22 protein-coding genes and 1 pseudogene are annotated in these 26,243 nt (G+C 72.2%); 8 read left to right on the top strand and 15 right to left on the bottom strand.

The genetic code is table 11. The features are described from left to right. Positions 1-40 precede the first annotated feature (40 nt). The 3 genes and pseudogenes from ACZ4AA_RS12865 to ACZ4AA_RS12855 all read left to right on the top strand — a co-directional run. Positions 41-517, top strand: a pseudogene (locus ACZ4AA_RS12865) (DUF5753 domain-containing protein); the annotation flags it as partial. A gap of 8 nt (positions 518-525) precedes the next feature. Next, positions 526-723 (top strand): DUF397 domain-containing protein, encoded by a 198-nt coding sequence (locus ACZ4AA_RS12860; RefSeq protein ID WP_467599952.1) that lies wholly within the window; start codon positions 526-528, stop codon positions 721-723. A 4-nt stretch (positions 724-727) separates the two neighbouring features. After that, positions 728-1,624: an NAD(P)-dependent oxidoreductase gene (locus ACZ4AA_RS12855; protein WP_467599949.1), complete on the top strand. Its 897-nt coding sequence runs from the start codon at positions 728-730 to the stop codon at positions 1,622-1,624. A gap of 40 nt (positions 1,625-1,664) precedes the next feature. On the opposite strand, the gene ACZ4AA_RS12850 is transcribed toward ACZ4AA_RS12855, so the two are convergent. The 10 genes from ACZ4AA_RS12850 to rsmI all read right to left on the bottom strand — a co-directional run bounded on the left by ACZ4AA_RS12850 (position 1,665) and on the right by rsmI (position 15,498). Continuing rightward, the gene (locus ACZ4AA_RS12850; RefSeq protein ID WP_467599946.1) at positions 1,665-2,372 is read right to left on the bottom strand and encodes a helix-turn-helix transcriptional regulator; all 708 of its coding nucleotides are present in this window, start codon (positions 2,370-2,372) and stop codon (positions 1,665-1,667) included. 301 nt (positions 2,373-2,673) lie between these two features. Further along, the gene (locus tag ACZ4AA_RS12845) at positions 2,674-4,692 is read right to left on the bottom strand and encodes an outer membrane protein assembly factor BamB family protein (protein ID WP_467599943.1); all 2,019 of its coding nucleotides are present in this window, start codon (positions 4,690-4,692) and stop codon (positions 2,674-2,676) included. 79 nt (positions 4,693-4,771) lie between these two features. Continuing rightward, positions 4,772-6,622, bottom strand: coding sequence for an outer membrane protein assembly factor BamB family protein (locus tag ACZ4AA_RS12840; RefSeq protein ID WP_467599940.1), 1,851 nt, complete (start codon positions 6,620-6,622; stop codon positions 4,772-4,774). 404 nt (positions 6,623-7,026) lie between these two features. Next, positions 7,027-8,832 (bottom strand): ABC-F family ATP-binding cassette domain-containing protein, encoded by a 1,806-nt coding sequence (locus ACZ4AA_RS12835; protein ID WP_467599937.1) that lies wholly within the window; start codon positions 8,830-8,832, stop codon positions 7,027-7,029. A 94-nt stretch (positions 8,833-8,926) separates the two neighbouring features. Beyond that, positions 8,927-9,829, bottom strand: a complete 903-nt coding sequence (locus tag ACZ4AA_RS12830; protein ID WP_467599934.1) for a 4-(cytidine 5'-diphospho)-2-C-methyl-D-erythritol kinase — start codon at positions 9,827-9,829, stop codon at positions 8,927-8,929. Then, on the bottom strand, positions 9,826-10,767 hold the full coding sequence (gene rsmA / locus ACZ4AA_RS12825; RefSeq protein ID WP_467599933.1) for a 16S rRNA (adenine(1518)-N(6)/adenine(1519)-N(6))-dimethyltransferase RsmA: 942 nt from the start codon (positions 10,765-10,767) through the stop codon (positions 9,826-9,828). The genes ACZ4AA_RS12830 and rsmA overlap by 4 nt, the downstream gene beginning before the upstream one ends. A 203-nt stretch (positions 10,768-10,970) precedes the next feature. Next, on the bottom strand, positions 10,971-12,587 hold the full coding sequence (locus ACZ4AA_RS12820; RefSeq protein WP_467600361.1) for a ubiquitin-like domain-containing protein: 1,617 nt from the start codon (positions 12,585-12,587) through the stop codon (positions 10,971-10,973). A gap of 384 nt (positions 12,588-12,971) precedes the next feature. Then, a complete protein-coding gene (locus tag ACZ4AA_RS12815) occupies positions 12,972-13,859 on the bottom strand; it encodes a TatD family hydrolase (RefSeq protein WP_467599930.1) in 888 nt (295 codons plus the stop codon). An 82-nt stretch (positions 13,860-13,941) separates the two neighbouring features. Further along, positions 13,942-14,412, bottom strand: a complete 471-nt coding sequence (locus ACZ4AA_RS12810) for a hypothetical protein (protein WP_467599926.1) — start codon at positions 14,410-14,412, stop codon at positions 13,942-13,944. Positions 14,413-14,640: 228 nt separating this feature from the next. After that, positions 14,641-15,498, bottom strand: a complete 858-nt coding sequence (gene rsmI, locus ACZ4AA_RS12805; RefSeq protein WP_467599923.1) for a 16S rRNA (cytidine(1402)-2'-O)-methyltransferase — start codon at positions 15,496-15,498, stop codon at positions 14,641-14,643. Between the two features lie 95 nt (positions 15,499-15,593). Here rsmI and ACZ4AA_RS12800 point away from each other — a divergent pair, with 95 nt between their 5' ends. From ACZ4AA_RS12800 to ACZ4AA_RS12780, 5 genes are all read left to right on the top strand, one after another. Continuing rightward, on the top strand, positions 15,594-17,339 hold the full coding sequence (locus ACZ4AA_RS12800) for a dolichyl-phosphate-mannose--protein mannosyltransferase (RefSeq protein WP_467599920.1): 1,746 nt from the start codon (positions 15,594-15,596) through the stop codon (positions 17,337-17,339). Positions 17,340-17,534: 195 nt separating this feature from the next. Then, positions 17,535-19,163 carry a penicillin-binding transpeptidase domain-containing protein gene (locus tag ACZ4AA_RS12795; protein ID WP_467599917.1) on the top strand — a complete coding sequence of 543 codons (1,629 nt, stop codon included), beginning with the start codon at positions 17,535-17,537 and terminating at the stop codon, positions 19,161-19,163. 121 nt (positions 19,164-19,284) lie between these two features. Next, the gene (locus ACZ4AA_RS12790; protein ID WP_467599914.1) at positions 19,285-20,961 is read left to right on the top strand and encodes a penicillin-binding transpeptidase domain-containing protein; all 1,677 of its coding nucleotides are present in this window, start codon (positions 19,285-19,287) and stop codon (positions 20,959-20,961) included. A 74-nt stretch (positions 20,962-21,035) separates the two neighbouring features. Then, a complete protein-coding gene (locus tag ACZ4AA_RS12785; protein WP_467599911.1) occupies positions 21,036-21,566 on the top strand; it encodes a YbaK/EbsC family protein in 531 nt (176 codons plus the stop codon). After that, positions 21,563-22,414 (top strand): EamA family transporter, encoded by an 852-nt coding sequence (locus ACZ4AA_RS12780; RefSeq protein ID WP_467599908.1) that lies wholly within the window; start codon positions 21,563-21,565, stop codon positions 22,412-22,414. Before ACZ4AA_RS12785 ends, ACZ4AA_RS12780 begins: the two co-directional genes overlap by 4 nt. Positions 22,415-22,462: 48 nt before the next feature. Here ACZ4AA_RS12780 and ACZ4AA_RS12775 read toward each other — a convergent pair whose 3' ends face one another. The 5 genes from ACZ4AA_RS12775 to cbiQ form a co-directional block, all read right to left on the bottom strand. Further along, positions 22,463-23,623: a serine hydrolase domain-containing protein gene (locus ACZ4AA_RS12775; RefSeq protein WP_467599905.1), complete on the bottom strand. Its 1,161-nt coding sequence runs from the start codon at positions 23,621-23,623 to the stop codon at positions 22,463-22,465. A gap of 67 nt (positions 23,624-23,690) precedes the next feature. Next, complete coding sequence (locus tag ACZ4AA_RS12770) at positions 23,691-24,095, bottom strand: organic hydroperoxide resistance protein (RefSeq protein ID WP_467600358.1); 405 nt, start codon at positions 24,093-24,095, stop codon at positions 23,691-23,693. Between the two features lie 161 nt (positions 24,096-24,256). Then, the gene (locus tag ACZ4AA_RS12765) at positions 24,257-24,730 is read right to left on the bottom strand and encodes a MarR family winged helix-turn-helix transcriptional regulator (protein WP_467599902.1); all 474 of its coding nucleotides are present in this window, start codon (positions 24,728-24,730) and stop codon (positions 24,257-24,259) included. Then, positions 24,727-25,494 carry an energy-coupling factor ABC transporter ATP-binding protein gene (locus ACZ4AA_RS12760; protein ID WP_467599899.1) on the bottom strand — a complete coding sequence of 256 codons (768 nt, stop codon included), beginning with the start codon at positions 25,492-25,494 and terminating at the stop codon, positions 24,727-24,729. The genes ACZ4AA_RS12765 and ACZ4AA_RS12760 overlap by 4 nt, the downstream gene beginning before the upstream one ends. Beyond that, the gene (cbiQ, locus tag ACZ4AA_RS12755; RefSeq protein ID WP_467599896.1) at positions 25,482-26,243 is read right to left on the bottom strand and encodes a cobalt ECF transporter T component CbiQ; all 762 of its coding nucleotides are present in this window, start codon (positions 26,241-26,243) and stop codon (positions 25,482-25,484) included. The genes ACZ4AA_RS12760 and cbiQ overlap by 13 nt, the downstream gene beginning before the upstream one ends.

Below are 26,243 nucleotides of genomic sequence, written 5' to 3'. Positions count from 1 at the left end.
GGGCAGAGTCCGGCTCCGCCGGAACGCCGCCGCACGATTCACTTCACCCCCGGCGCGTGCCGTCTTCGCGTACCGGGTCCCCCGACTGCCCGACAACGAGATCGAGTTGCGCGTCCGCCATCGAATGGAACGCAAAACTGTCATCGCCGACCACGCCCTCGTCCCCTACACGGCGGTGATCCATGAAGCGGCCCTGCGCATCAGGGTCGGCGACCGGACATCGGCTCACCGCCAACTGGCGGGCATCGTGGAGCTCTCCGAAGCGGACCACATCACGGTGCGCGTCATCCCCTTCGAACTCGACGGCTTCGCCGGAGCCACGAACGCGATGATGTACGTCGGCGGTGCCGTGCCCAAGCTCGACACAGCGGTACGCGACGCACCTCACGGCGCGGTGTTCATCGACTCCGAGGCACAACTGGGCACCTTTCGAACGCTCTTCCATATGGTGGAGGCTGTGTCACTCGAACCCACCCGTTCGCGTGACTTCATCCACCAGTTGGCGAAGGAACTGTGAGGCCTGCCGTGACCACTCCCGACAACTGGCAGAAGTCGTCCTTCTCGGGAAGCGGCGACGGCAACAACTGCCTCGAACTCGCCACCACCCCCGCCACCGCTCACCTCCGGGAGAGCGACGCCCCGGACACTCGGCTCTCGACCGGCCCGGGGGCCCTTGTCCATCTGCTGAACCACATAAAGAACGGCACCGGCGGGGAAGGCTGAGCCCATGACCGACAAACTCACCGTCAGTGTCCTCGGCACCGGGATCATGGGGGCCGCCATGGCCCGTAACCTCGCCCGGGCCGGACACGGCGTCCGTGCCTGGAACCGCACCCGTGACAAGGCCGAGCCGCTGGCCGCCGACGGCGCGCACATCGCGGACACCCCGGAGGAGGCCGTACGGGGTGCCGATGTCGTCCTGACCATGCTCCACGACGGCCCGGCGGTCCTCGACGTCATGCGCCGGGCGGCACCCGGGATGCGCGCCGGGGCCGTCTGGGTGCAGTCCACGACCGCCGGGACCGAGACGCTCGGCGAGCTCGCCGGGTTCGCCGACGAGCACGGGCTCGTCTTCTTCGACGCACCCGTCCTCGGGACCCGCGCCCCCGCCGAGGCCGGACAACTGACGGTGCTCGCCGCCGGTCCGGGCGCGGCCCGGGACACGGTGACACCCCTCTTCGACGCCGTCGGGGCCCGTACGGTGTGGACCGGCGAGGACGGCGCCGCGGGCAGTGCCACCGGGCTCAAGCTCGTCGCCAACAGCTGGGTCCTCGCCGCCACCGCCGCGACCGGCGAGGCGCTCGCCCTGGCCGAGGGCCTCGGCGTGGACCCGAAGGACTTCTTCGGCCTCATCGAGGGCGGCCCGCTCGACATGGGCTATCTGCACGCCAAGGCCGCCCTCGTCCTTCAGGACCGGCTGTCCCCGGCCAGCTTCGCCGTCACCACCGCGGAGAAGGACGCCCGCCTGATCGTGGAGGCGGGGCGACGGCACGGCGTGCGTCTCGACGTGGCCGAGGCCGCCGCCGAACGGTTCCGCCGCGCGGCCGCCCTCGGCCACGGTGACGAGGACATGGCCGCCGCGTACTTCGCGAGCTTCGAGGAGGGGAAGCCCCCCTCCTCGTAGCCCCGTTGGCGTGGACCCGTAGGCCGGTGCCCCCTCCGCCTCAGCGGGCGCCGTCCACGGTGCCGTGCGGTGCCTGCGCCGGGATCAGGCCCGCCCGGTCCAGCAGGCCCGTGCGGGCCGCGAGCGCCGCCGCCTCCAGGCGGGAGCCCACGCCCAGTTTCATCAGGACGCGCTGGACATGGGTGCGCGCCGTGGACGGGGCGATGCCCATGCCGGCCGCGATGAGCCGGGTGTCCTCGCCGTCGGCGACCCGCACCAGGACCTCCACCTCGCGCGGTGTGAGCATCTGGAGCAGCCGCTGGCCCTCGTCGTCGGGCTGGGCGGCGGGGTTCAGCAGCTCGCTGAAGGCGCCCTGGAGCAGTTGCGGGGCCACGGCCGCCTCGCCCGCCCTCGCCTTCATGATCGCGCGCTCGACGCCCTCGATGCGCTCGTCATGGCGTACGTATCCGGACGCGCCGGCGGCGAACGCGGCGGCGATCCCGCGCGGGTTCGGTACCGGGCCGAGCACCAGGACCGCCACCTGCGGGCGTTCCTTCTTGATCCGCACGACCGGGTCGAAGATCCCCGGTTCGGCGGGTGTCGCCGTGCCGATCAGGCACACCTCGGGTGCCCGCGTGATCACCAGCTCCGCCGCCCCCGCGGCGGGTGCCGCCGCGGCGAGCACCCGGTGCCCGCGCAGCTTCAGTGCCGAGGCCAGTGCCTCGGCGAGCAGTCGGTGGTCGTCGACCACCATGAGCCGGACTCCCATCAGGCAACCCCCAGTCCCCCCAAGCATCCCCACTGGTTCCCCGTGGATGACGAGCCCCCCGGCTCTTCATCCCCCGGAAGCTACACGCTTGTTCGACGTTGCGCTTCCCCTACTGGAGAGAAGTGCCCCGGAATATCGAAATCCCACCCAATACGAAGTGATGCGGGGTACGCGTGCGGCCCCGCCCCTGAGCAGGGACGGGGCCGCACGCGGTGTTTCGGGCCGGACAAAACAATCCGGAGAAACGATCACCGGGTTCTTTCGGAGATGATCATTTCTGTTTCACTCGAAAGGCGCCGGTCTACTTCGTTCCGAAGGCGATCGTGAGGTACGCCTTGTCCGTCGCGGAGGTCGGCTTGTCCGCGTAGACCTGGGACATGTACAGCCGCCCGCCGCCGTAGAGGATCTCGGCGTAATCCGGGAGCATGCTCGACTCCGCGTCACGGGTGGACTGGGTCGCCGGGTTCTCCATCAGCGTCGTCTCCTTGAAGGAGGTCCCGTCGATGGTGACGATCTGTCCGCCCTTGTCGTACGGCGGCCGCTTGTAGGCGAGGACGTTGGTGCCGTCCATGCGCAGCGGGGTGATGGTGTAGCCGTCGCCCGCGTCCGCGCGCTGGCCGGTCTGCTTGCCCGTGGCCAGGTCGAAGGCGACGATCTCGTTGGTCCTGCTGTAGTCGCCGGAGCCGTCGTGCTCCTCCGTCGGGATGTACAGCTTGTCGTTGCCGATGGCGAGCCCCGAGCAGTACTCGATCCTCGTGATGCCGTCGCAGCGGGCCGCGTACGTCTTGCCGGGGGCCGAGATCTTCGAGCGCAGCGTGCCGGTCTTGTTGTCGATGGAGAAGAAGTCCGAGATGCCGCTGCCGTCACCGGCGGAGTCGCCGACGTCGGCCGCCACGACCAGCGGGTCGGTGGAGACGACGCTGGCGTACTCGATGCCGGGCGACATCTTGTACTCGGAGATCACCTTCCCCGACGTCGGGTCGATGGTCTGGATGTGCAGCTGGCGCGTACTGCCGTACTCGCCGCACTTGCGGACCGCGACCAGCTTGGCGCCGCCGCCGTAGCCGGCGTCGTAGCAGCTGTCGCCCGTCTTCGGCGCCCACAGCACCTTGCCGGTGGAGATGTCGAACGCGCCGCCACCGCCCGTGCTGCCCGCGGCGACCGTGTTCCCACTGATCGTCACGTTGTCGAGGTTGATCTGCTGGTCACCGGACTTGACCGTCCGGGTCCACAGCTTGACGCCCGCGTCGAGGTCGATGGCGGCGAGCTGGGTGCAGCCGTGCGAGGGCTGCGCCTTGGTGGGCATGGCCGGCTCGTAGATGATCGCCGAACGGTTGGAGTCCGTGCTGTGCCGGCTGGCCTGGCACACCGGGCCGGGGAGCTTGATCGTCCAGGTCTTGGCGCCGGTGGCCGGGTCGTAGCCGTTGATCTCGGCGTTGCCGGTCTTGGCGTACACCTTGTCGGTGAGCCAGGAGCCCACCGTGGTCACGCTCGTGATGCCCTTGGGCACGGCGGGCGCGGGGATCTGGAACAGCAGCGAGGAAGCGGTGTTCGCCGGCACCTTCTCCTTGCCGTTGCTGCCCTTCTTCTCACCGCCCTTGGCGTCGCCGCCCTTGTCGCCCTTGCCTGCGCTCGTCCCCTTGGCGGCGGGCGTGTCGTTCTTGGACTGCGAGTACAGGACACCGCCGCCGACGATCAGCGCGACGGCCACCACGGCCGCCACGATGATGAGCAACTGGCTGTTGACCTTGCGCCCGCCGCCGCCCTGCGGGGGCTGCGGCTGCATCGGCATGGTCGGCGGCTGCGGGTAGCCGTACGGGGCCGGCTGGCCCGGGTAGCCGTAGCCCGGCTGGCCCGGGGGCGGCGTCTGCGGCGGATAGCCGTAGGGCTGCTGCGGGGCCGCGGGCGGGGCCGTCTGGGGGTAGCCGTAGCCCGGACCCGCCGCGGGCGGAGGCGCCTGCGGATAGCCGTAGCCGGGGCCCGCCGCGGCGGGCGGGGGCGTCGGCGGCCCGAAACCGCCCGGGACCGACTCCTGCGGCGGGACACCGAAGCCCGGCGCGGCCGGGGTCTGCGGAGCCGGGTCCTGCGGAGCCGGGGGCTGCGGAGCACCGAATCCCTGCGGGGCCGGGCTCTGCTGGGCCGGGTCCTGCGGAGCGCCGAAGCCCGGCGCGGCCGGGTCCTGCGGAGCCGGGTCCTGCTGGGCGTCGGGGGCGGGGGGCTCCCCGTCCGGGTTCGGCTGGGAGCCCGGGGCGGGGGCAGGGTCCTGCGGGGCGCCGAAGCCCTTCGGGGGCTCGTTCGGCGGCGGGGGCGGCTGACTCATGGCGTGAATACCTCGGAATACGAAGGGACGACGGGCCTGTGCGCGTGCGGGACGCGACGGAACGGGGCGGAGGCGTCGGTCACTTGCCGTAGGCCAGCATCAGCTTCTCCTTCGCCTGGTCATTGCCCGTCAGCCGGGTGGTGGAGATGTAGAAGCGCCCGTCCACGTAGTCGACGGCCTTCGAGTAGAAGCCGGCCTCGATGCTCGCGGTGCCCGCCGGGTTCTGGAGCAGCTTCACGGGGGTGTGCGCGCCGCCGCCCGTCGGGATCGACACGACGCGGCCACCGCTGTCGTAGGACGCCTCGACGTAGGCGATGAGGTGGGTGCCGTCCGTTCTCATCGGCATCATCGTCGCGTCCGCCGGGGACTTGACGCGCCACTTCTCCTTGCCGGTGGCGAGGTCGAACGCGACGATCTCGTTGGGGCCGCTCTTGGCCTCGGTCGGCAGATAGAGCGTGCCGGCGTCGGAGGCGGTGCCGAAGCAGCCCGTCAGATCGCGGTCGAGGATCGCGAAACCGCACTCGGGCGCGAACCCGTCGCCGCTCTTGAGCTGCGAGCGCAGGGTGCCGTCGGCCTTCAGCGCGGTGATGTTCACCTTCTTCTGCGCGTCGTTCGTCAGCGAGAGCACGACCGGGTCGACGGAGTAGGCGTGCCCGACCCGCCAGCCCTTGGGGATCTTCGTGGTCCACCGGGCCTTGCCGGTGGCCGGGTCCAGTTCCTGCACCTCGTCGTGCTCGGTGCTGCTGCCGGCCCCGCAGGACGAGACGGCCAGCAGCTTGGAGCCGCCCGCGAAGCCCGCCGGGTAGCAGCCGGCGCCGTACTTCTGCTTGTCCCAGAGCTTCTTGCCGCTGCCGACGTCGTACCCCGTTCCCGACATCGAGCGGCCGACCGTCAGCGTCTTGCCGGTGATGGACAGGTCGATCGAGATCGTGCTGTCGAACAGGGTGCCGTCCGCGACCTTCCCGCTCCAGCCCTTGGCGCCGGTGTTCAGGTCGATCTGCTGGAGCTGGTTGCACTTGGCGCTGCTGCCGGGGCCGCTCATGTAGGCGATGACGATCTTGTCGTCGGCCGTCTTCTGCCCGGTGGCCGCGCAGATCTTCTGCGGGAACGTCAGCGCGGGCCAAGTCGGCTTGCCGTCACCGACGTTGAAGGCGAAGAGCTGCGTGTAGGCGGCCTTCACCGCCGTCTTGCCCGTGATCCACATCCCCGAGGCGTCGGCACCCGAACCAGGCGCGTCCGGTGCGGACTTGTACCAGAGGACCTTCGCCTCGCCCGGCTTGCGCCCGGCGTTCAGGTCGTCGTTCTCCTGGCCGCCGTCACCACTGCCGTCACCGGGGTTGACCGGGGCGTCCGAGGCGGGCGCCGACACGGAAGGGCCGTTGCTCGGGCTGTGCCGCGCGACGGGCTTCTTGCCGTCACCACCGCCGGTGACCGCCCAGACGGTGCCGCCGACGACGAGCAGGCCCGCCACCGCCGCGGCGACGACGAGCGCGGGCTTCCCCCTGAAGGGGTTCTTCGAGCCGCCGCCGGGCTGCGGGGCACCGGGGGCGCCCGGGTAGGGCGCCTGGGCCGGATAGCCGTAGCCCGGCTGCTGCTGCGGATATCCGTAGGGCCCGGTCTGACCGTAGGAACCCGGCTGCTGCGGCTGTCCGTACGGGCCCGGCTGGGCGTAGGGGCCGGGCTGCTGCGGGTATCCGTAGCCGGGCTGCGGAGGCCCGGCGGGCGGGGTGTTCTGCGGCGCGGGCGGCTGCGCGGGAGGAGGGGGCGTGCCCTGCGAGCGCGGGTCGGGCGACCCGCCATGCGGCACCCCCTGCGGTGCGCCGAAGCCGCCCTGGGACCGCGGGTCCGGCGCGCCGGCACCGCCCGTCGGCGGCTGATCCTGCGGTGCTCCGAATCCGCCCTGCGGCGGCTGACTCGGCGGCTGACTCATCAGCGCGTCCCCCTGTTCACTGATGTGACCCCCCACCGGCGGCGCCGCGTTCGCGCCTCGTCCGGTGCATCTCAGACTGTTCTCAGACCGCTCTTTCTATCACTCCGGGGGGCGCGGGAAGGGGGCCGGTGCACGCCCTGTTCCCAAGGGAGAACCGGGCTGTGATGCCGTCGTTACGCGTCTTCACGGGGCCTTCACGCCAGGCGCGCAAGGCGGGTTCACCGCCGCCGGAACGCCGTCGAACACGGCGCTTTCGGCAACTCGGGGGCGCCCGGCGGCACTTGCGCGCCCATGGAGCGGGTCGCGTGCGCCGGACGAGTGCGCCGGACGGGCGCCGCCGTCACCTTCCGGGAGGCACCGCACGTCCGGCGAGGGGCCGGCCGCCCCTCGATGTCACCCGTCCCTCACGCGTCCTCGGCCAGCTCCAGCCAGCGCATCTCCAGTTCCTCGCGCTCACCCGCCAACTCGCGCAGTTCCGCGTCGAGTCGGCCCACCTTCCCGAAGTCGGTGGCGTTGTCGGCGATCTGGGCGTGCAGCTTGGTCTCCTTCTCGGAGATCTTGTCCAACTGGCGCTCGATCTTCTGGAGTTCCTTCTTCGCGGCACGCGCGTCGGCGGCCGACGCGGCCTTCGCCGGGGCGGGAGCGGCGGCGAGCACACCGGCCGCGGCCACCTCCTCCATCTTCCTGCGCCGCTCCAGGTACTCGTCGATACCGCGCGGGAGCATCCGCAGGGCGCCGTCGCCGAGGAGCGCGAACACGTTGTCCGTGGTGCGCTCGATGAAGAAGCGGTCGTGCGAGATCACGATCATGGAGCCGGGCCAGCCGTCGAGGAGGTCCTCCAGCTGGGTGAGGGTCTCGATGTCGAGGTCGTTCGTCGGCTCGTCGAGGAAGAGGACGTTGGGCTCGTCCATCAGCAGGCGCAGGATCTGGAGGCGGCGGCGCTCACCACCGCTGAGGTCCCCGACCGGGGTCCACTGCTTCTCCTTGTTGAAGCCGAACGTCTCGCAGAGCTGCCCGGCGGTCATCTCGCGGCCCTTGCCGAGGTCGACACGGTCGCGGACGGCCTGGACGGCCTGGAGGACACGCAGGTTCGGGTCGAGTTCGCCGACCTCCTGGGAGAGGTAGGCCAGCTTCACGGTCTTGCCGGTGACGATCCGGCCGGCGACGGGCTGCGTCTCGCCCTCGGTGCGGGCGGCCTCGGCGAGGGCCCGCAGCAGGGAGGTCTTGCCCGCGCCGTTCACGCCCACCAGACCGACGCGGTCACCGGGACCGAGCTGCCAGGTCAGGTGCTTGAGCAGCACCTTGGGCCCGGCCTGGACGGTCACGTCCTCCAACTCGAAGACGGTCCTGCCGAGCCGGGAGTTGGCGAACCGCATCAGCTCGCTCTTGTCGCGGGGCGGCGGCACGTCGGCGATCAGCTCGTTGGCGGCCTCGACGCGGAAGCGCGGCTTGGAGGTGCGGGCGGGCGCGCCGCGGCGCAGCCAGGCCAGCTCCTTGCGGACCAGGTTCTGCCGCTTGACCTCCTCGGTCGCGGCGATGCGCTCACGCTCGGCGCGGGCGAACACGTAGTCGGAGTAGCCGCCCTCGTACTCGTAGACCGAGCCCTTCTGCACGTCCCACATGCGGGTGCAGACCTGGTCGAGGAACCAGCGGTCGTGCGTGACGCAGACGAGCGCGGAGCGGCGTTCGCGCAGGTGCTGGGCGAGCCAGGCGATGCCCTCGACGTCCAGGTGGTTGGTGGGCTCGTCGAGGATGATCAGGTCCTGCTCCTCGATGAGGAGCTTCGCCAGCGCGATACGGCGGCGCTCGCCGCCGGACAGCGGGCCGATCACGGTGTCGAGGCCCTGCGGGAACCCGGGTAGGTCGAGACCGCCGAACAGGCCCGTCAGTACGTCCCTGATCTTGGCGTTGCCCGCCCACTCGTGGTCGGCCATGTCCCGGATGACCTCGTGGCGCACGGTGGCCGTGGGGTCGAGGGAGTCGTGCTGGGTGAGCACGCCCAAGTGCAGGCCGCCGGAGTGGGTGACCCGTCCGGTGTCGGCCTCCTCCAGCTTGGCGAGCATGCGGATCAGGGTGGTCTTGCCGTCGCCGTTGCGGCCGACGACGCCGACGCGGTCCCCCTCGCTGACGCCCAGGGAGACTCCGTCGAGCAGCGCACGGGTGCCGTACACCTTGCTGACGGACTCGACATTGACCAGATTGACGGCCATTTCTCTCCTGAACAACGGGGACGATCGACCGGACGATCGACCCTCAAGGGTAGTCCGCGCGGCGGACCACCCCCGCCGCGCGCCGTCCGCCCCCTCAGCCGAGCACGGTCGCTCCGGGCGCCGGGGACCGTGTGACCCGGACCGCCCGGCAGGTGCCGGAGGCAAGGAGCACCCGGCCGATGGCGCTCGCGGTCTCCGCGTCCGGCGCGAGGAACGCCGTGGTGGGGCCCGATCCGGAGACGAGCGCGGCGAGCGCCCCGGCCGCCTCGCCCGCGGCGAGGGTGTCGGCGAGGGCCGGGAAGAGGGAGAGGGCCGCGGGCTGGAGGTCGTTGGAGACGGTGCGCGCGAGGGCGCACGCGTCCCCCTTGGCCAGCGCGTCGAGCAGGTCCTGCGAGGCGACGGGCTCCGGGACGCGTACGCCCTCGTTCATCCGGTCGAACTCGCGGAAGACCGCAGGGGTCGACAGCCCGCGCTCGGCCATCGCGAACACCCAGTGGAAGGTCCCGCCGACGTCCAGCAGGCTCAGCCTCTCGCCCCGGCCGGTGCCGAGCGCCGCCCCGCCCACCAGGGAGAACGGCACGTCGCTGCCCAGCTCGGCGCAGATGTCGAGGAGTTCCTCGCGCGAGGCGTTCGTGCCCCACAGGGTGTCGCAGGCGAGCAGCGCGCCGGCTCCGTCCGCGCTGCCTCCGGCCATGCCGCCCGCGACGGGGATGTCCTTGGCGATGTGGATGTGGACGGCGGGGTCGATGCCGTGGCGGCGGGCGAGTTCCAGGGCGGCGCGGGCCGCGAGGTTCGTGCGGTCCAGCGGCACCTGGGCGGCGTCGGGGCCCGTGCAGGTGACGCGCAGCTCGTCAGCCGGGGTGACCGTCACCTCGTCGTACAGGCCGACCGCGAGGAATACGTTGGCCAGGTCGTGGAAGCCGTCGGGGCGTGCGCCGCCGACCGCGAGCTGGACGTTGACCTTGGCAGGGACGCGTACCGTCACCGTCTGCGTCACGGCTGGGTCGACTCCTCGTTCTCGGTGGCGTCGTTCTCGGCGGCGTCCGTGCTCCGGCCCGCGTCGCCGCGGTCCGCCGCCGTGCGGTTCTCGGCGATCCGCACGAACTCCTCGACCGTCAGCGACTCACCGCGGGCCTGCGGCGAGATCCCGGCGGCGACGAGCGCGGCCTCGGCGGCGGGGGCGGAGCCGGCCCATCCGGCGAGGGCGGCGCGCAGCGTCTTGCGGCGCTGCGCGAAGGCGGCGTCCACCGCGGCGAACACCTCGCCCTTCGTGGCCGTCGTCCGGATCGGCTCGGTGCGCCGGGTCAGCGCCACGAGACCGCTGTCGACGTTGGGCGCCGGCCAGAAGACGTTGCGCCCGATGGAGCCGGCCCGCTTCACGTCGGCGTACCAGTTCGCCTTCACGGACGGCACGCCGTACACCTTCGAGCCGGGCGGGGCGGCGAGCCGGTCGGCGACCTCGGCCTGGACCATCACGAGGGTGCGCTCGATGCTCGGGAAGGTGTCGAGCATGTGCAGCAGGACGGGCACGGCGACGTTGTACGGGAGGTTCGCGACCAGCGCGGTCGGCGGCGGGCCCGGCAGTTCCCGGACCTGCATGGCGTCCGAGTGCACCAGCGTGAACCGGTCGGCCCGCTTCGGCATGCGGGCCTCGACGGTCGCGGGGAGCGCGCTCGCGAGGACGTCGTCGATCTCGACGGCGACGACCCGGTCCGCCGTCTCCAGCAGGCCGAGCGTCAGGGAGCCGAGGCCAGGGCCCACCTCCACGACCACGTCGTCGGGCCGCACCTCCGCGGTCCGCACGATGCGGCGCACCGTGTTCGCGTCGATGACGAAGTTCTGGCCGCGCTGCTTGGTGGGCCGTACGCCGAGGACGGCCGCGAGTTCGCGGATCTCGGCGGGGCCCAGGAGGGCGTCGGAGGTGGGGCTGGTCACGAGCCAAGGGTACGGGGGGCCGGACCCCGGCCGTGCAGCCACGGCCCGCCGTGCCGCCGCGGACCCCGCCGGTGCCGGACTCGCCGGGCCGCCCGTGCCGGTGCCGGACTGACCGTGGCCGCCCGTGCCGGTGCGGGACCTGCCGGACTCGCCGGCGCCGGGCGCGCCCCGAGGCGCCCGTGCCGGCGGGGTCCGTGGCGAGGTCAGCCGTGCAGCCGTGGCCCGCAGTGCGGCCAGGGGGTCGTCCCGCGGCGCACGTACAGCTTCTTGGCCCTGCGGGTCTGTTCCGCGGCCGGGGCGTCCTGGGGGCGCCCCGTGCCGCCCAGCTTGTGCCAGGTGTGGGTGTCGAACTGGTAGAGGCCCCCGTAGGTGCCCGAGGGGTCCACGGCCCCGGGCCGGCCACCCGACTCGCACGCGGCGAGGCCCTCCCAGTTCAGATGGTCGGCGCCCCCGGGGGACGGGGGGTGCGGCTTCGTCCCGACCCGGACCATTCGGGTCTGCGGCTGCCGCACCACCTCGGAGCCGACGAGCCGGGGTCTTTGCCGGACGCCGTTGACGGTACGCAGGGTGTAGGTCAGGCGCCGCGCTCCGTACCGGCCCGGGTGTTCGACGACCTCGACGCCCTTGAACAGCGCGTCGTCGTCGGCCCGCCTGACCTCGAAGGGAATCCGTTCCTCGCGGACCTCCCTGCTCCCGGTGACCCGCAGGACGGTGACCGTCTGCCCGTCGCGCGGGAAGCTCCCGGCCGGCACGGAGGTCGTGTCCTGCCCGCGCAGGGTGACCCCGGCCTCCTGGACCGCCTCCGCGACGCTCGCCGCGTTCGTGCGGATCGTGCGTGCCCGGCCGTCGGCCATGACCGTGACCGCGCGTTCGGTGCGCACGTCGAGCTCCAGCCCTTCGCGCCCGATGCGCCGGGAGCGCGAGGCCGAAATGTGGGCGCCCTCGGCGCGCACCCCCAGCTGGCCGAGCGCCCCCTCCACTGTGTGCGCCGTCGTCCACACCCGGCGCCGCTCCCCGTCGATGGTGAGGTGCACCGGGCGCCCGTAGCGCACCGCGACCTCGTCCCCGCTGGCCAGGGCCGTGCCCGGGGCCGGCGCGACCATGTCGTGCGGGCCCACCTTCACGCCCTCGTCGGCGAGCAGTTCGGTCACGTCGCCGGCGAACGTGTGCAGCGTGCGGGGTCGGCCGTCGATGCTCAGCTCGATGGCCTTGTCGTTGGCGACGAACGCGGAGGTGCCGCCGGCGAGGAAGGCCACGACCAGGGCCTGCGGGATCAGCCGCCGCAGCGCCTCGGGGCGCTCGGGAACCCGCCTGCGCCGGGCCGCGCGACGCGCCTCGGCCCGCCCGGTGCCGGTGCCGGTTCCGGCGACCAGGGTGTCGGGCTGCGGACGGGGCAGCCGGGGCTCGGTCGGCGCGTCGGGCGCCACCGGGACGGCACGCACCCGGCGGGCGCCCGTCACGCCGTACAGGGGGGCCGGCGGCACGTCCGGTACCGCGGGCCGGGCGGCCCGCGTCTCCTGGACCGGACGCCAGGAGTCCGGGGCGGCCCCGCCGTACGGCGCGCCGGGCCCGTACCCGGCGCCACCGGAGTACCCCTCGGGCCCGGGACCGTACGCCGAGGGACCGGAGAAACCCTGCTGAGCGGCGTACGGCTGGTGACCGGACCAGGGCTGCCGACCGCCGTAGGCCTCCTGAGGGCCATAGGTCTCCTGATCGGCGTGAGCCTCATGAGCGCCGTAGGCCTCATGACCGGTGTAGGCCTGAACGGTGTCTGCCGGAGGCTCGTGGACGCCGTACGTCCAGGGGCTCGGCTGCTCCACCTGACCGGCGTACGTCTCGTGGCCCTGGTAGACGGCCTGTTCCGGGTACGCCCCCTGCCCCGCGTACGTCCCCTGATCGGCCCCCGGCGGGGCGCCCGCGCCGAGCGGGTCGGCCGCGGTGGGCGCCCCGGCCATGGTGGGGGCGCCGATGACGGCGGTGGTGGCTTCGGGGCCACCGGTCGGGATCGGTCCGTACATCCTGTACGGCTCGTACGGCTCGTACCGCGGGCTGCTCACGACGACACGCTCCAGGGTCCGGATCGGGCGACCAGAACCTAGCGGAGCGGTCGTCACTCTCCCAAGCAACGCGGCTACGCTGTGTCGCGACACTCCCGCGCCGAGGACCCCGGCCGGACCGGGAGGAACCCCGGGAACCGTTATGGATCAGTAATCGAACGCCCGCGCCGTATTGGCGGAGACCGAGGTCGCCAGGGTGTCCTCGTCGATGCCCCGGACCGCGGCCATGGCGCGGACCGTGACCGGAATGAGATACGGCGCGTTGGGCCGTCCGCGGTACGGCGCGGGGGTCAGGAAGGGCGCGTCGGTCTCGACGAGGACGAGTTCGAGCGGGGCCACGGCCAGCGCGTCGCGCAGCGGCTGGGCGTTCTTGAACGTCATGTTGCCGGCGAAGGACATGAAGTAGCCGGCGCGGGCGCACACCGCGGCCATCTCGGCGTCGCCCGAGTAGCAGTGGAAGACGGTCCGCTCCGGGGCGCCCTCCTCCGCCAGGACGCGCAGGACGTCCGCGTGGGCGTCGCGGTCGTGGATGACCAGGGCCTTGCCGTGCCGCTTCGCGATCTCGATGTGGGCGCGGAAGGAGCGCTCCTGCGCCTCCTTGCCCTCGGGCCCGGTGCGGAAGTGGTCGAGGCCGGTCTCGCCGACGCCCTTGACGTGCGGGAGGGCGGCGAGCCGGTCGATCTCCGCGAGGGCGTCGTCCAGCGCTCCGTCGCCGCCCGGTACCCGCGCGCCCTGCCGGGACCATCCGTCGGGGTCGCCGAGCACGATACGGGGCGCCTCGTTGGGGTGCAGGGCGACGGTCGCGTGGACGGCGTCGTGCGTGGCCGCCGTCTCGGCCGCCCAGCGCGAGCCCTTCACGTCGCAGCCGACCTGGACGACCGTGGTCACCCCGACCGACGCGGCCTTGGCGAGGGCCTCCTCGACCGTGCCGGACTGCATGTCGAGGTGGGTGTGCGAGTCGGCCACGGGAACGCGCAGGGGCTCGGGGAGCGGCGGTGCGGCGTTCCTGTCGGCGGCTGAGGCGGTGGAAGGCATGCCCCGATCCTACGAAGGGGGCATGCCCGGCCTCACCTCGCGGGGAGCCGGGAGGCCGTCCCGTGGGTCCCGCCCGCCGGGGTCAGCCCGCCCGGCGGTGCTGGAACGGGTGCAGCAGGTCCGAGAGGTGCCAGTGGTGCGGCTCCTTCGGCTCGTCGGAGGACGCGGTCCGCGTCTCCCCCTCAGGGACGTCCTCGGACGGCCGGGGTACCGGACGGCGGCTGCGGTGGGCCATGGAGTGCATGGACTCACGGACGGAGGACACCTGACCGGCGCGCATGATGCGCACCACGTGACTGTCGCAGTTCAGGCAGGTCGGCCGGCTGAGGGGCGACGGCACGACCTCACCGCTCGCCACGTACACCACGAACTCGGCACCGTCCGCGTCGCGGTGGTGCTCGATCTCGTAGGACTGTTCCCAGCCGTGCCCGCAGCGCATGCAGGCGAAGGAATACGATTCGTGAACGACAGCCGTCGCCGTGCCGCGATGCCTGGTCTGTTCGGTGACCTGACCAGCGGCGATACCGCCGGTCTGTCCTGTGGTCTCACTCATGCCAGCTCCTCTTGTCCGCTGGACAAGCACCTCCGTCGGTGGAATTCCCCCGGAATTCCGCCGATTCGCCGGTGGCGAGGGACGGGTACGTCCCTTCGTCCAGTGGACGCTTCTCGCGGCGCGAACGCATCCGGCCTGTCGAGTGTTGGAGTCGTTTTGGCCTTTCCTTGTCGGAACGCCCCGCTCACACGGCCTGATCTTTGCTTTCCACGATAGTCCTTTGCCCTTTTATGGGCCGCTTCGCTCGGCGTTCTTTGCCGCCACGACGGCGTCGAAGACGTCTCTTTTGGGAATTCCCGCTTCGGCGGCGACGGCGGCGATGGCCTCCTTGCGCCGCTCCCCCGCCTCCTCGCGCACCCGCACCCTGCGCACCAGCTCGGTGGCGTCCAGGTCCTCGGCGCCCTTCTCGGGGGCGCCCTCGACGACGACGGTGATCTCGCCGCGCACCCCCTCGGCGGCCCAGGCGGCCAGCTCGCCCAGCGGACCGCGCTTGACCTCCTCGTACGTCTTGGTCAGTTCGCGGCAGACGGCGGCCCGCCGCTGGGTGCCGAAGACCTCGGCCATGGCGGCGAGGGTGTCGTCGAGCCGGTGGGGCGCCTCGAAGTAGACGAGGGTCCGGCGCTCCTCGGCGACCTCCCGCAGCCGGGACAGCCGCTCTCCCGCCTTCCTGGGCAGGAAGCCCTCGAAGCAGAAGCGGTCGACGGGCAGACCGGACAGGGCGAGCGCGGTGAGCACGGCGGAGGGGCCGGGCACGGCGGTGACCTTGATGTCCTTCTCGACCGCGGCGGCGACCAGCCGATAGCCGGGGTCCGACACGGACGGCATCCCGGCGTCGGTCACGAGCAGGACCCGCGCCCCGCCGACGAGCGCCTCGACGAGTTCCGGGGTCCGGGCGGCCTCGTTCCCCTCGAAGTACGACACGATCCGCCCCGTGGGCTGGACCCCGAGGGCCTGGGTGAGACGGCGCAGCCTGCGGGTGTCCTCGGCGGCGACGACATCGGCCCCCGCCAGTTCCGCCGCGAGCCGCGGCGGCGCGTCCGAGATGTCGCCGATGGGAGTGCCTGCCAACACAAGGATTCCTGTCACGGTTCCATCCTCGCAGGGGCGCGGCCCGGCAAGCTCATCCGATCCGAGGGGCCCATGCGCGGGACTCCCACAGACCTGTTCCCTACGATGGCGCGGTGACCAGTACCGCGTCCTCCACGGACACCCGGCAGGGGCAGGGCCAGGCCGCCGACGACCGGCGGCCGTCGTGGCAGCAGCGGCTGCGCCGATTCGGCTACACGGCGCCGCCCCGAAGTGATGTGCGCGACCGGCTCGTACCGCCGTACGCCAAGCCAGGCCCCGGGATGTGGGCCGCGCTCGGGCTGCGTCAGGAGGTCGCCGACCGTTTCAACCGCTGGTCGGGCTGGATGGGCCCGCTCCTGGTGACCCTGTTCGCCGGGTTGCTGCGGTTCTGGAACCTGGGCAGCCCGAAGGCGGTGATATTCGACGAGACGTACTACGCGAAGGACGCCTGGGCGCTCTTCCACCGCGGCTACGAGGTCAACTGGGCCAAGGACGCCAACGATCTGATCCTCCAGAAGAACGGGCACGTGGGGGTCCCGAGCGACGCCGCCTATGTGGTGCACCCACCGGTCGGCAAGTACGTCATCGGGCTCGGCGAGTGGATGTTCGGCTTCAACCCGTTCGGCTGGCGCTTCATGACGGCGCTGCTCGGCACGCTGTCGGTGCTGCTGCTGTGCCGGATCGGGCGGCGGCTGTTCCGCTCGACGTTCCTCGGCTGCCTCGCGGGCACCCTGATGGCGGTGGACGGCCTGCACTTCGTGATGAGCCGCACCTCGCTGCTCGACGGTGTGCTGATGTTCTTCGTGCTGGCGGCCTTCGGCGCCCTGGTCGTCGACCGCGACAAGGCGCGGGCGAGGCTGGCGGCGGCGCTGCCTGCGGACGAGGACGGTAGCGTCCGTCCCGACGCCCACATCGCCGAGACGACCCGTCTGGGATGGCGGCCCTGGCGCTGGACGGCGGGCCTGATGCTGGGCCTGGCCATCGGCACCAAGTGGAACGGGCTGTACATCCTCGCCGCGTTCTGCGTGATGGCGGTCCTGTGGGACGTGGCCTCGCGCCGGGTCGCGGGCGCCCGGCAGCCCTACACGGCGGCTCTCCTGCACGACACCGGCATCACCTTCCTCGCGACGGTCCCGGTCGCCGTGGCCGTGTACCTGGTCTCCTGGACCGGCTGGATTCTCTCGCCGGACAACGGCAAGGGCGGCTACTTCCGCAACTGGGCCGTGACGGACGGACGCGGCGGCAACTGGACCTTCCTCCCGGACTGGCTGCGCAGCCTGTGGCACTACGAGCACGAGGTCTACAAGTTCCACGTCGGTCTGGTGTCGCCGCACACCTACCAGTCCAACCCGTGGAGCTGGCTCGTCCTCGGCCGCCCGGTCTCGTACTTCTACGAGTCCCCGATGCCCGGCAAGGACGGCTGCCCGGCCGGCGCGGCCGACAAGTGCGCCCGCGAGGTCCTCGCGCTCGGCACGCCCCTGCTGTGGTGGGCCGCCTGCCTGGCGATCGTGTACGTGCTGTGGCGCTGGGCCTTCCGCCGCGACTGGCGGGCCGGCGCCATCGCCTGCGGCGTCGCGGCCGGCTATCTCCCCTGGTTCATGTACCAGGAGCGCACGATCTTCTTCTTCTACGCCGTCGTCTTCGTGCCGTTCCTGTGTCTGGCGGTCACGATGATGATCGGGGCGATCCTCGGCCCGCCCGGCGCCGGAGAACGCCGCCGTGTCGTCGGCGCGGCGGGAGCGGGCGTCCTGGTCCTGCTGATCCTGTGGAACTTCATCTATTTCTGGCCCCTGTACACGGGCACCGCGATCCCCATCGACCAGTGGAGATCCCGGATGTGGCTGGATACGTGGGTCTAGGCCGACCCGGCTGACCGAAAAGAAGCGCAAGGGCGCATCCGTGAACGCCGTTCACGGATGCGTCTCCGTTTTGGGCTAACGATTCGGCGAAGGTGCGCATCACAGGTCCCGTCCGCCTCTACAGTGCTGAGTGGACCGGCTTTTCTGAACGCGTTCAGAAGTTCGGAGGAGGGTTCACGGGGAGGGGTTCACGCGATGCGCAAGGGGGCCAGGGCCGCCGTCATGGGCGGCGTGTTCGCGGTGATGGTGGGCGGCGCGGGGTACGGCGCCTACACCGTGGTGACCTCGATCGACGGGAGCGGCGGAACGGGAGCCGGCGGACCCGCCCCGGTCAGGACCGGGCCACCGAGCGGCGCCGAGGTCAGGGAAGCCAGCCGCGCGTTCTTCGCGGCCTGGGAGAAGGGCGACGCGGCCGAGGCCGCCGCCTACACGAACTACGCGTCGAGCGCCGAGGGGCTGCTCGCCGGCTACCGCGCCGACGCGCATCTGACCGACGTGCGGATCACCCCGGGCACCACGTCCGGGGCCAGGGTCCCGTTCTCGGTCAAGGCGACGGTGTCCTACGGCGGGAAGAGCAAGCCGTTCGCGTACGACTCCGAACTGACCGTCGTGCGCGGCGAGACCACGGGCAAGGCGCTGGTCGACTGGAAGCCCTCGGTCGTCCACCCGGAGCTGAAGGCCGGGGACACCCTGGTCACGGGCGAGTCGGCGAGCCCGGCGATCGAGGCCGTGGACCGGAACAACGTTGTCCTGACCAAGGAGAAGTACCCGTCCCTGGGGCCGATCCTTGACGCACTGCGGGAGAAGTACGGCGACAAGGCGGGCGGCACGCCAGGCGTCGAGCTGGCGATCCGGCACGGCGGCGAGAACGCCGGCGACACGACGCTGGTCACCCTCGCCGAGGGACGGGCGGGCAAGGTCCGTACGACCCTCAGCGCGAACGCCCAGGCCGCCGCGGAGAAGGCCGTCACCCGGTTCGCCGAGTCCTCCGTGGTGGCGGTGAAACCCAGCACCGGAGAGGTCCTCGCCGTCGCCAACCACCGCGCGGACGGCTTCAACGCCGCCTTCCTCGGCAAGCTCGCCCCCGGCTCCACGATGAAGATCATCAGCGCGGCGACCCTCATCGACAACGGCATCACGACAGCCAACGGGCCAGCGACCTGTCCGCCCACCGCGACCTGGCAGAGCCAGACCTTCCACAACCTCGTGGGCATGAAGCCGCAGCTGGACGCCACGCTCTCCGACAGCTTCGCGCGCTCGTGCAACACCGCCTTCGTGAAGTACGCGGACGACGTGAAGGTCGACTCGCTGACCGACGAGGCCCAGCAGCGCTTCGGACTCGGGCAGAACAACTGGAAGACCGGCATCGAGTCCTTCGACGGCTCGGTACCCGCCTCCGGCGGCCCGGACACCGCGGCCAACATGATCGGCCAGGGCCAGGTGCAGATGAGCCCGCTGAACATGGCGTCGGTCACGGCCACCGCGATGACGGGCGTCTTCCGGCAGCCGGTCATCGTGCCGCGCGCCCTGGACGGCCGTGAACTGGCCACCGCCAAGGGCCTGTCCGGCGGTACGGTCGCCCAACTGCGGGCGATGATGAACCGCACGGCCGTCAGCGGCACCGCGGCCCAGGTGATGGCCGGGCTCGGTGGCAGCATCGGGGCCAAGACCGGCTCCGCGGAGGTCGACGGCCAGGCCAGGTCCAACAGCTGGTTCACCGGCTACCGCGACGACATGGCGGCCGCCGCCATGACCCAGGAGGGCGGTCACGGCGGACAGGCGGCGGGCCCGATCGTCGCAGCCGTGCTACGAACGGGCGGCTGACGTCGCCGCGCACGGAAGGTGACCCTAGGGTGGTGCTTCTCGTGAGAAACGAGGGGCACGTGGGCACGGGGGCTTCACACGGCATCGCGGGACACCAGGGGACGGCGGAGGACACAGGGCTGTGGGCAAGAGAAGGCGCGTCGCCGAGCGACGGAAGACGAAGCGGCCCGCCGTACTCGGCGGGGTGATCGCCGTGGCCGTCGTCGGCGGGGCACTGGGCGCCTACAGCCTCTACGGCACCGGGGCGGCGGCCGGTGAGGGCATCACGGCCACCACCCGCAAGGCCGTCAAGACCGGCCCCCTGTCGGCCTCCGAGGTCACCATGGCCTCCACCGCCTTCCTCACCGCCTGGGAGAACGGGGACGTCGCCCGGGCCGCCGCGGCGACCGACGACTCGGCCGCTGCCAAGGCCACCCTGACCGGCTTCACCAAGGACGCCCACATCAGCGGCGTGACGGTGACCGGCGGCAAGCACACGGGCGCCGACGTCCCCTTCACCGTCAAGGCCACTGTCGCCTACAAGGGCCTGACCAAGCCGCTGTCGTACACCTCGAAACTGACGGTCGTGCGCCGGACCGCGGACGGGGTGGCGATCGTCGGCTGGAAGCCGTCCGTCGTCCACCCCGACCTCCAGGACGGCGACCGGCTGGTGACCGGAGACGCCGAGACGCCTCCCATCACCGCCCTCGACCGCCACGGCGGCGAGCTGACCGCCGCCAAGTACCCCTCCCTCGGCACCGTCCTCGACGGACTGCGCGAGAAGTTCGGCAAGACGGCCGGCGGCAAGGCGGGCATCGAGCTGCGCGTGGTCCGCAAGGCCGCGGCGAAGGGCGCCCAGAAGACCCCCGACAAGACCCTCCTGACGCTCAGCGCGGGCACACCGGGCAAGGTGGCGACGACGCTCAGCCCGACCCTCCAGGCGCAGGCCGAGCGTCTGGTGGCCGCCAAGCCGAAGGCGTCGGTGGTGCTGATGCGCCCCTCGACGGGCGAGATCCTCGCCGTCGCGAACACCGACCACGGCTTCAACACCGCCTTCCAGGGCTCGCTCGCCCCCGGCTCCACGATGAAGGTCATCACGGCGTCGATGCTCTTCGAGAAGGGCCTGGCCTCCCCCGACAAGCCGCACCCCTGCCCCAAGACGGCGACGTACGGCGGCTGGAAGTTCCACAACGACGACGACTTCGAGATCAAGAACGGCACGTTCAAGGCGAGCTTCGCGCGGTCCTGCAACACGGCCTTCATCACCCAGGCCGAGAAGCTGAAGAACGACGACCTGACCAAGCAGGCCCAGCAGGTCTTCGGCCTGAGCATGAACAACTGGGCCATCGGCGTGCCTTCGGTGGACGGTTCGGTGCCGGTGCAGAGCGCCGCGCAGATGGCCGCCTCGCTGATGGGCCAGGGCGGGGTCCGCATGAACCCGCTGAACATGGCGTCCGTCGCCTCCACGGTCCAGTCCGGCACCTTCCACCAGCCCTACCTGGTCTCCGCCTCGGTCGACCACCGCACGCTCGCCACGGCGTCCCGCACCCTGTCCGCGACCACCCTGGCCCAGCTGCGCGAGGTCATGCAGTACACGGCCGCCGCCGGCACCGCCGCCGAGGCCATGGCCGGACTCGGCCCCGACTTCGGCGCCAAGACCGGCTCCGCCGAGGTCGACAACCAGAAGCAGCCCAACGGCTGGTTCACGGCCTGGAAGGGCGACCTGGCGGGCGCCGGCGTGGTCCAGCAGGGCGGCCACGGCGGCAGCACCGCGGGCCCGATCGTGGCGGCCCTCCTGAAGGCGGGCTCGGCCGGCTGACCACGGCCGGCCGTCGTGGCGACCCGGTGGGGGCCGTTCGCGTGCACGGTGCACCGACCGCTAGCGTGCCGTGCATGAACGTCACCGATGAGAACGCCGGCGCGGGCCGGCCCTCCGAGGAGAGCGCCCCCGACCCCCGTTTCGCGGAGGCCCTGCGGGAACGGGGGCTCGCCGAGGTGATCGGACGGGTCCGGCGCTTCCCCGAGGCCGTCCGCACCACCGCCGAGGCCGCCGCGGCGCTCGGCTGCGAGCCGAGCCAGATCTGCACCTCGCTGTTCTTCGCCGCGGACGGGGTTCCGGTGCTGGTCCTGCTGGACGGCGCGGCGCACGTCGACATGGAGCGCGTACGGCGGGAGCTGGGCGCCGAGAAGCTCACCCGGGCCGGCGGCCGCCTCGTACGCGAGTCGACCGGGTACGGGCCCGGCGCAGTGCCGCCCTTCGGGCACCTGACCAAGACCCGTGTCCTGGTGGACAGTTCACTGCTCGGCCACGACACCGTGTGGACCTCGGCAGGCGCCCCCTTCACCGTCTTCCCGATGGACCCGCGGAGTCTGATCGCGCAGGCGGACGGAACGCTCGTGGATGTGCGCGAGCCTGCGGCGTGACCCCGCTCGTCGCCGCGGCCGTCCTGCTCGCCGCGGTCACCCACGCCGGCTGGAACGCGCTCGCCCACCGCATCGAGGACAAGCTCGTCGGCTTCACGCTGATCGCCGGCGGCGGGATGCTGGTCGGTCTGGCCATGGCGCCGTTCGTGCCGTTCCCCGCGCCCGCGGCCTGGCCCTACCTGCTCGCCTCGGCCTGCGTCCACGTCGCCTACATGCTGCTGCTGATGCGCTCCTTCCGGCTCGGCGACTTCGGGCAGGCGTATCCGATCGCACGCGGCACGGCCCCGCTGATCGTCACCGTCCTGGCGGCCCTCTTCGTCCACGAGGTGCCCGACGGCTGGGCGGCCTCGGGTGTCGCGCTGTCCTGCGCGGGACTGACGGGTGTCGCGCTGTGGGGTCTGCGCGGCCGGCGTCCCGACTGGGCCGCGATCGGCGCCGCTCTGGCGACCGGCGTGGCGATCGCCGGGTACACCGTCGTCGACGGCCTCGGCGTCCGCGCCTCCGGCACCTCCCTCGGGTACATCGCCTGGCTGATGACGGTCCAGGGCGTGGCCATCCCCGCGTACATGCTGTACCGCAGGCGCGGCGAGACGCTCTCGCTGCTGCGACCGCACGCCGCCGTCGGCCTGTTCGGCGCGGCCCTCTCCGTCGCGGCCTACGGCCTGGTCCTGTGGGCCCAGACCCGCGCGGAACTGGCACCGGTCGCCGCACTGCGGGAGTCCTCGATCATCGTCGGCGCGGCCATCGGGGCCGTGTTCTTCAAGGAGCGGTTCGGCGCGCCCCGGATCGCGGCGGCGGGGCTCCTGGTCGTGGGGATAGGGCTGATGCTGCACACCGGGGCCGGGTAGACGCGCCTCGGCTCGCCCCGCCTCGCCGACGACAACCCGACGGGGCGGCTACGCCGCGACGGCCGTGCGCACCGCCCGTATCAGCGCCTGGGCCCGTGCGTCCGCCGTCACGCTCTTGCGGAAGCCGTTGGTCACGTAGCCGAACGCGATGCCCGACTCGGGGTCGGCGAAGCCGAGGGCGCCGCCGCGGCCGGGGTGTCCGAAGGATCCCGGGGAAAGCAGCGGCGAGGCTCCGCCGTGGAGCATGTAGCCGAGGCCGAAGCGGGTGTTGACGACCAGGACCCGGTCGGGTCCCGCGGACTGTTCCGTCCGCGCGGCCGCCAGCGTCCGCGGGGTGAACAGCCGGACGCCGTCCACCTCACCGATCAGCGCGGCGTAGAAGCGGGCGAGGCCGTCGGCGGTGGCGATGCCGTTCGAGGCGGGAAGGACGGCCGCCCGGTAGGCGGGATCGTTCTCGTCGGGCATCGGGGTGATCGCGGCGAAGGCGCGGCGGGTGAGACTGCCCGGGTCGGCGTACGCCTCGGAGACGGCCCGCTTGGGGCGCGTCCTGAGGCCGCCCGGCGTGGACGGCGCCTCGGTCTGCGCGACCCGGCCCACCCGGCCGGCCACCGCGTCCGGAAGTCCGACCCACAGGTCGAGGTCGAGCGGACCGGCCATCTCCTCCGCGATCCACCGGCCGATCGTGCGCCCGGTGACCCGCCGGACCAGTTCGCCGGTCAGCCAGCTGTAGGTCTGCGCGTGGTACCCGTGCTCGGTTCCGGGCTCCCACACGGGTGTCTGGGCGGCCACCGCCGCGGCGGCGCGGTCGGGGTCGGCGGCCTCGGCGGGAGTGAGCGGGCGGTCCAGCACGGGGACCCCGGCGCGGTGCGCGAGCAGATGCCGTACGCGCGTGTGCTCCTTGCCGTGTGCCTTGTACTCGGGCCAGTGGGCGCCGACCGGCGCGTCCAGGTCGAGCTGTCCCCGCTGGGCGAGCAGCAGGAGTACGGCGGCGGCGACGCCCTTCGTCGCGGAGCGGACGATCTGGGCGGTGCCGCGCTGCCAGGGCTCGGTGCCGTCGACGTCACGGGTGCCGCCCCACAGGTCGACGACCTTGTGTCCGTCGCGGTACACGGTGACGGCGGCGCCCCGGTCCCCGAGCGTCGCGAAGTTGGCCGCGAACGCCTCCCTGACCGGCTCGAAGCCCTCCGCCACTGTGCCGTTCACGTCCACGCCCGCGCTCCCTGTCGCCTCACCACTGTCGATGGTGAGTCCAACACGCCGCCGCGGCCTTCGATTCCTAGCCCAGCACGATCGTGACCTCGATGTTGCCGCGGGTGGCGTTGGAGTAGGGGCAGACCTCGTGGGCCGCGTCCACGAGCTTGGCCGCCTTGTCCTCGTCGAGGACGGGGAGCGAGACGCTCAGGGCGACCGCCAGTCCGTAGCCGTGCTGCTTGTTGGGGCCGATCCCGACCTTGGCCGCGACCGTGGAGCCCGAGAGGTCGAGGCCGGCGCGGCGGCCGACCAGCACCAGCGCGTTGTGGAAGCAGGCGCTGAACCCGGCCGCGAACAGCTGCTCAGGGTTGGTGCCGTTCCCGTCGCCGCCCAGCGCCGGAGGCATCGCGACCTTCAGTTCGAGATGCCCGTCCTGGCTGGTCACGAAGCCGCTCCGGCCGCCGTGGGCGGTCGCCTCGGCGACATACATGATCTTCGTCGGACGGGTGTCGACTACGGCGCCGTCGATCACGGCAGGACCTCCCCCGGAGCGGGCAACAGAAGCTCGCACAGGCGCATCGCGCACAAATGCATCGCGCACAAGGTACCGGTCGGTATGGACCCCGGGAAGCCTCGGGTGGCCATGAGCTGTCAGCGCCCGCGCGCCGCCGCCTCCTGCGCGCGCTCCGTGAGCCGCCACAGCTCCTCGCGCAGCCGCGTGACGTCGGCCTCGCTCAGACCGGTCGCCTCCAGCAGCGCCCGCGGCACGTCCTCGGCGCGCTCCCTGAGCAGCTCGCCGCGCCCCGTCAGGGCGACACGGACCGAGCGCTCGTCGGCCGCCGAGCGTTCACGGCGGACGAGACCCGCCGACTCCAGCCGTTTGAGCAGCGGCGACATCGTGCCGTAGTCGAGGCGCAGGGCGGCGCCCAGGTCCTTGACCGTGGTCTCGCCGCGCTCCCACAGGACCAGCAGGACGAGGTACTGCGGGTAGGTGAGGCCGAGCTCGTCCAGCAGCGGGCGGTACGCGGCGGTCACGGCCCGCTGGGCGGCGTACAGCGCGAAGCACAGCTGGTCCTCGAGCAGCAGCGACCCGGCCGGCGGCGCGACGTCCTCTTGTTTCGTCACGCCCCCATTGTCACGGAGCGCGGGTCGAACCCGAAGGGAAGCTCCAGACGGTGGGTGCGCATGAGCCCGTCGTCGGAGAGGACGTCACCGGTCGCGCCGTCGGCGACGATCACGCCGTCGCTGAGGATCAGGGAGCGGGGGCACAGTTCGAGGGCGTACGGCAGGTCGTGGGTGACCATGAGGACGGTGACGTCCAACGAGCGCAGGATGTCGGCGAGTTCACGCCGGGAGGCGGGGTCGAGGTTGGAGGAGGGCTCGTCGAGGACGAGGATCTCCGGCTCCATCGCCAGCACCGTCGCGACGGCGACCCGGCGCCGCTGCCCGAAGGACAGGTGGTGCGGCGGACGGTCGGCGAAGGCCTCCATGCCGACGCTCTCCAGCGCCGCGCGGACGCGTGCCTCCAGCTCGGCGCCCTTCATGCCCGCGGCGGCCGGCCCGAAGGCGACGTCCTCGCGCACGGTCGGCATGAACAACTGGTCGTCCGGGTCCTGGAAGACGATGCCGACCTTGCGCCGGATCTCCGCCATGTGCCGCTTGCCGACGGGGAGTCCGGCGACCGTCACCGTTCCGGCGCCGCCGGTCAGGATGCCGTTGAGGTGCAGGACGAGGGTGGTCTTGCCGGCGCCGTTCGGGCCGAGCAGGGCGACGCGCTCGCCGCGTCCGATCCCGAAGTCGACGCCGAACAGGGCCTGATGCCCGTCCGGGTAGGCGAAGGCGAGGCCGGAGACCTCCAGAGAAGGAGCGGCAGGGGTCACAGGGTCCATCCCAACAGGCATACGGCGAGGGCGGCGGACGGAAGGGCGAGGGCGTACGACCACTGCGCCCGGGACGCGGTCACCTCGTCGATGACGGGCATGGAACCGGCGTACCCCCGGCTCACCATGGCCAGGTGTACACGTTCCCCGCGTTCGTAGGAGCGGATGAACAGGGCGCCCGCCGACTTCGCGAGCACCCCCCAGTGCCGCACTCCGCTCGCCTCGAAGCCGCGCGACTCCCGCGCGATCCGCATGCGCCGCATCTCGTCGGTGATGACGTCGCCGTAGCGGATCATGAAGGAGGCGATCTGCACGAGGAGCGGCGGGAGCTTCAGCCGCTGGAGGCCGAGGAGCAGTTCGCGCAATCCGGTCGTGGAGGCCAGCAGGACCGAGGCGGCGACGCCGAGGGTGCCCTTGGCGAGGACGTTCCAGGCGCCCCACAGCCCGTTGACGCTCAGGGACAGTCCCAGCACGTCCACCCGTTCGCCCTCGGCCACGAACGGCATGAGCACCGCGAACGCGACGAACGGGATCTCGATCAGCAGCCGCCGCAGCAGGACGCCCGCCGGTACGCGGGCCCTGCGGGCGACCACCGCGAGCAGCACGGCGTACAGCGCGAACGCCCACATCGCCTCGCGCGGGGTGGAGACGACCACGACCACGAAGGCGAGGGCCGCGGCGAGCTTGGTGTGCGGCGGCAGGGCGTGCACGGGCGAGTCCGCGTGCCGGTACAGCTTGTGCGCGTGCCCGGCCCCCAC

It is taken from the genome of Streptomyces sp. NPDC024698 (assembly GCF_055559015.1).
Note: the sequence above shows the minus strand (reverse complement) of the source record. Positions and strands in the feature narration are given on the sequence as shown.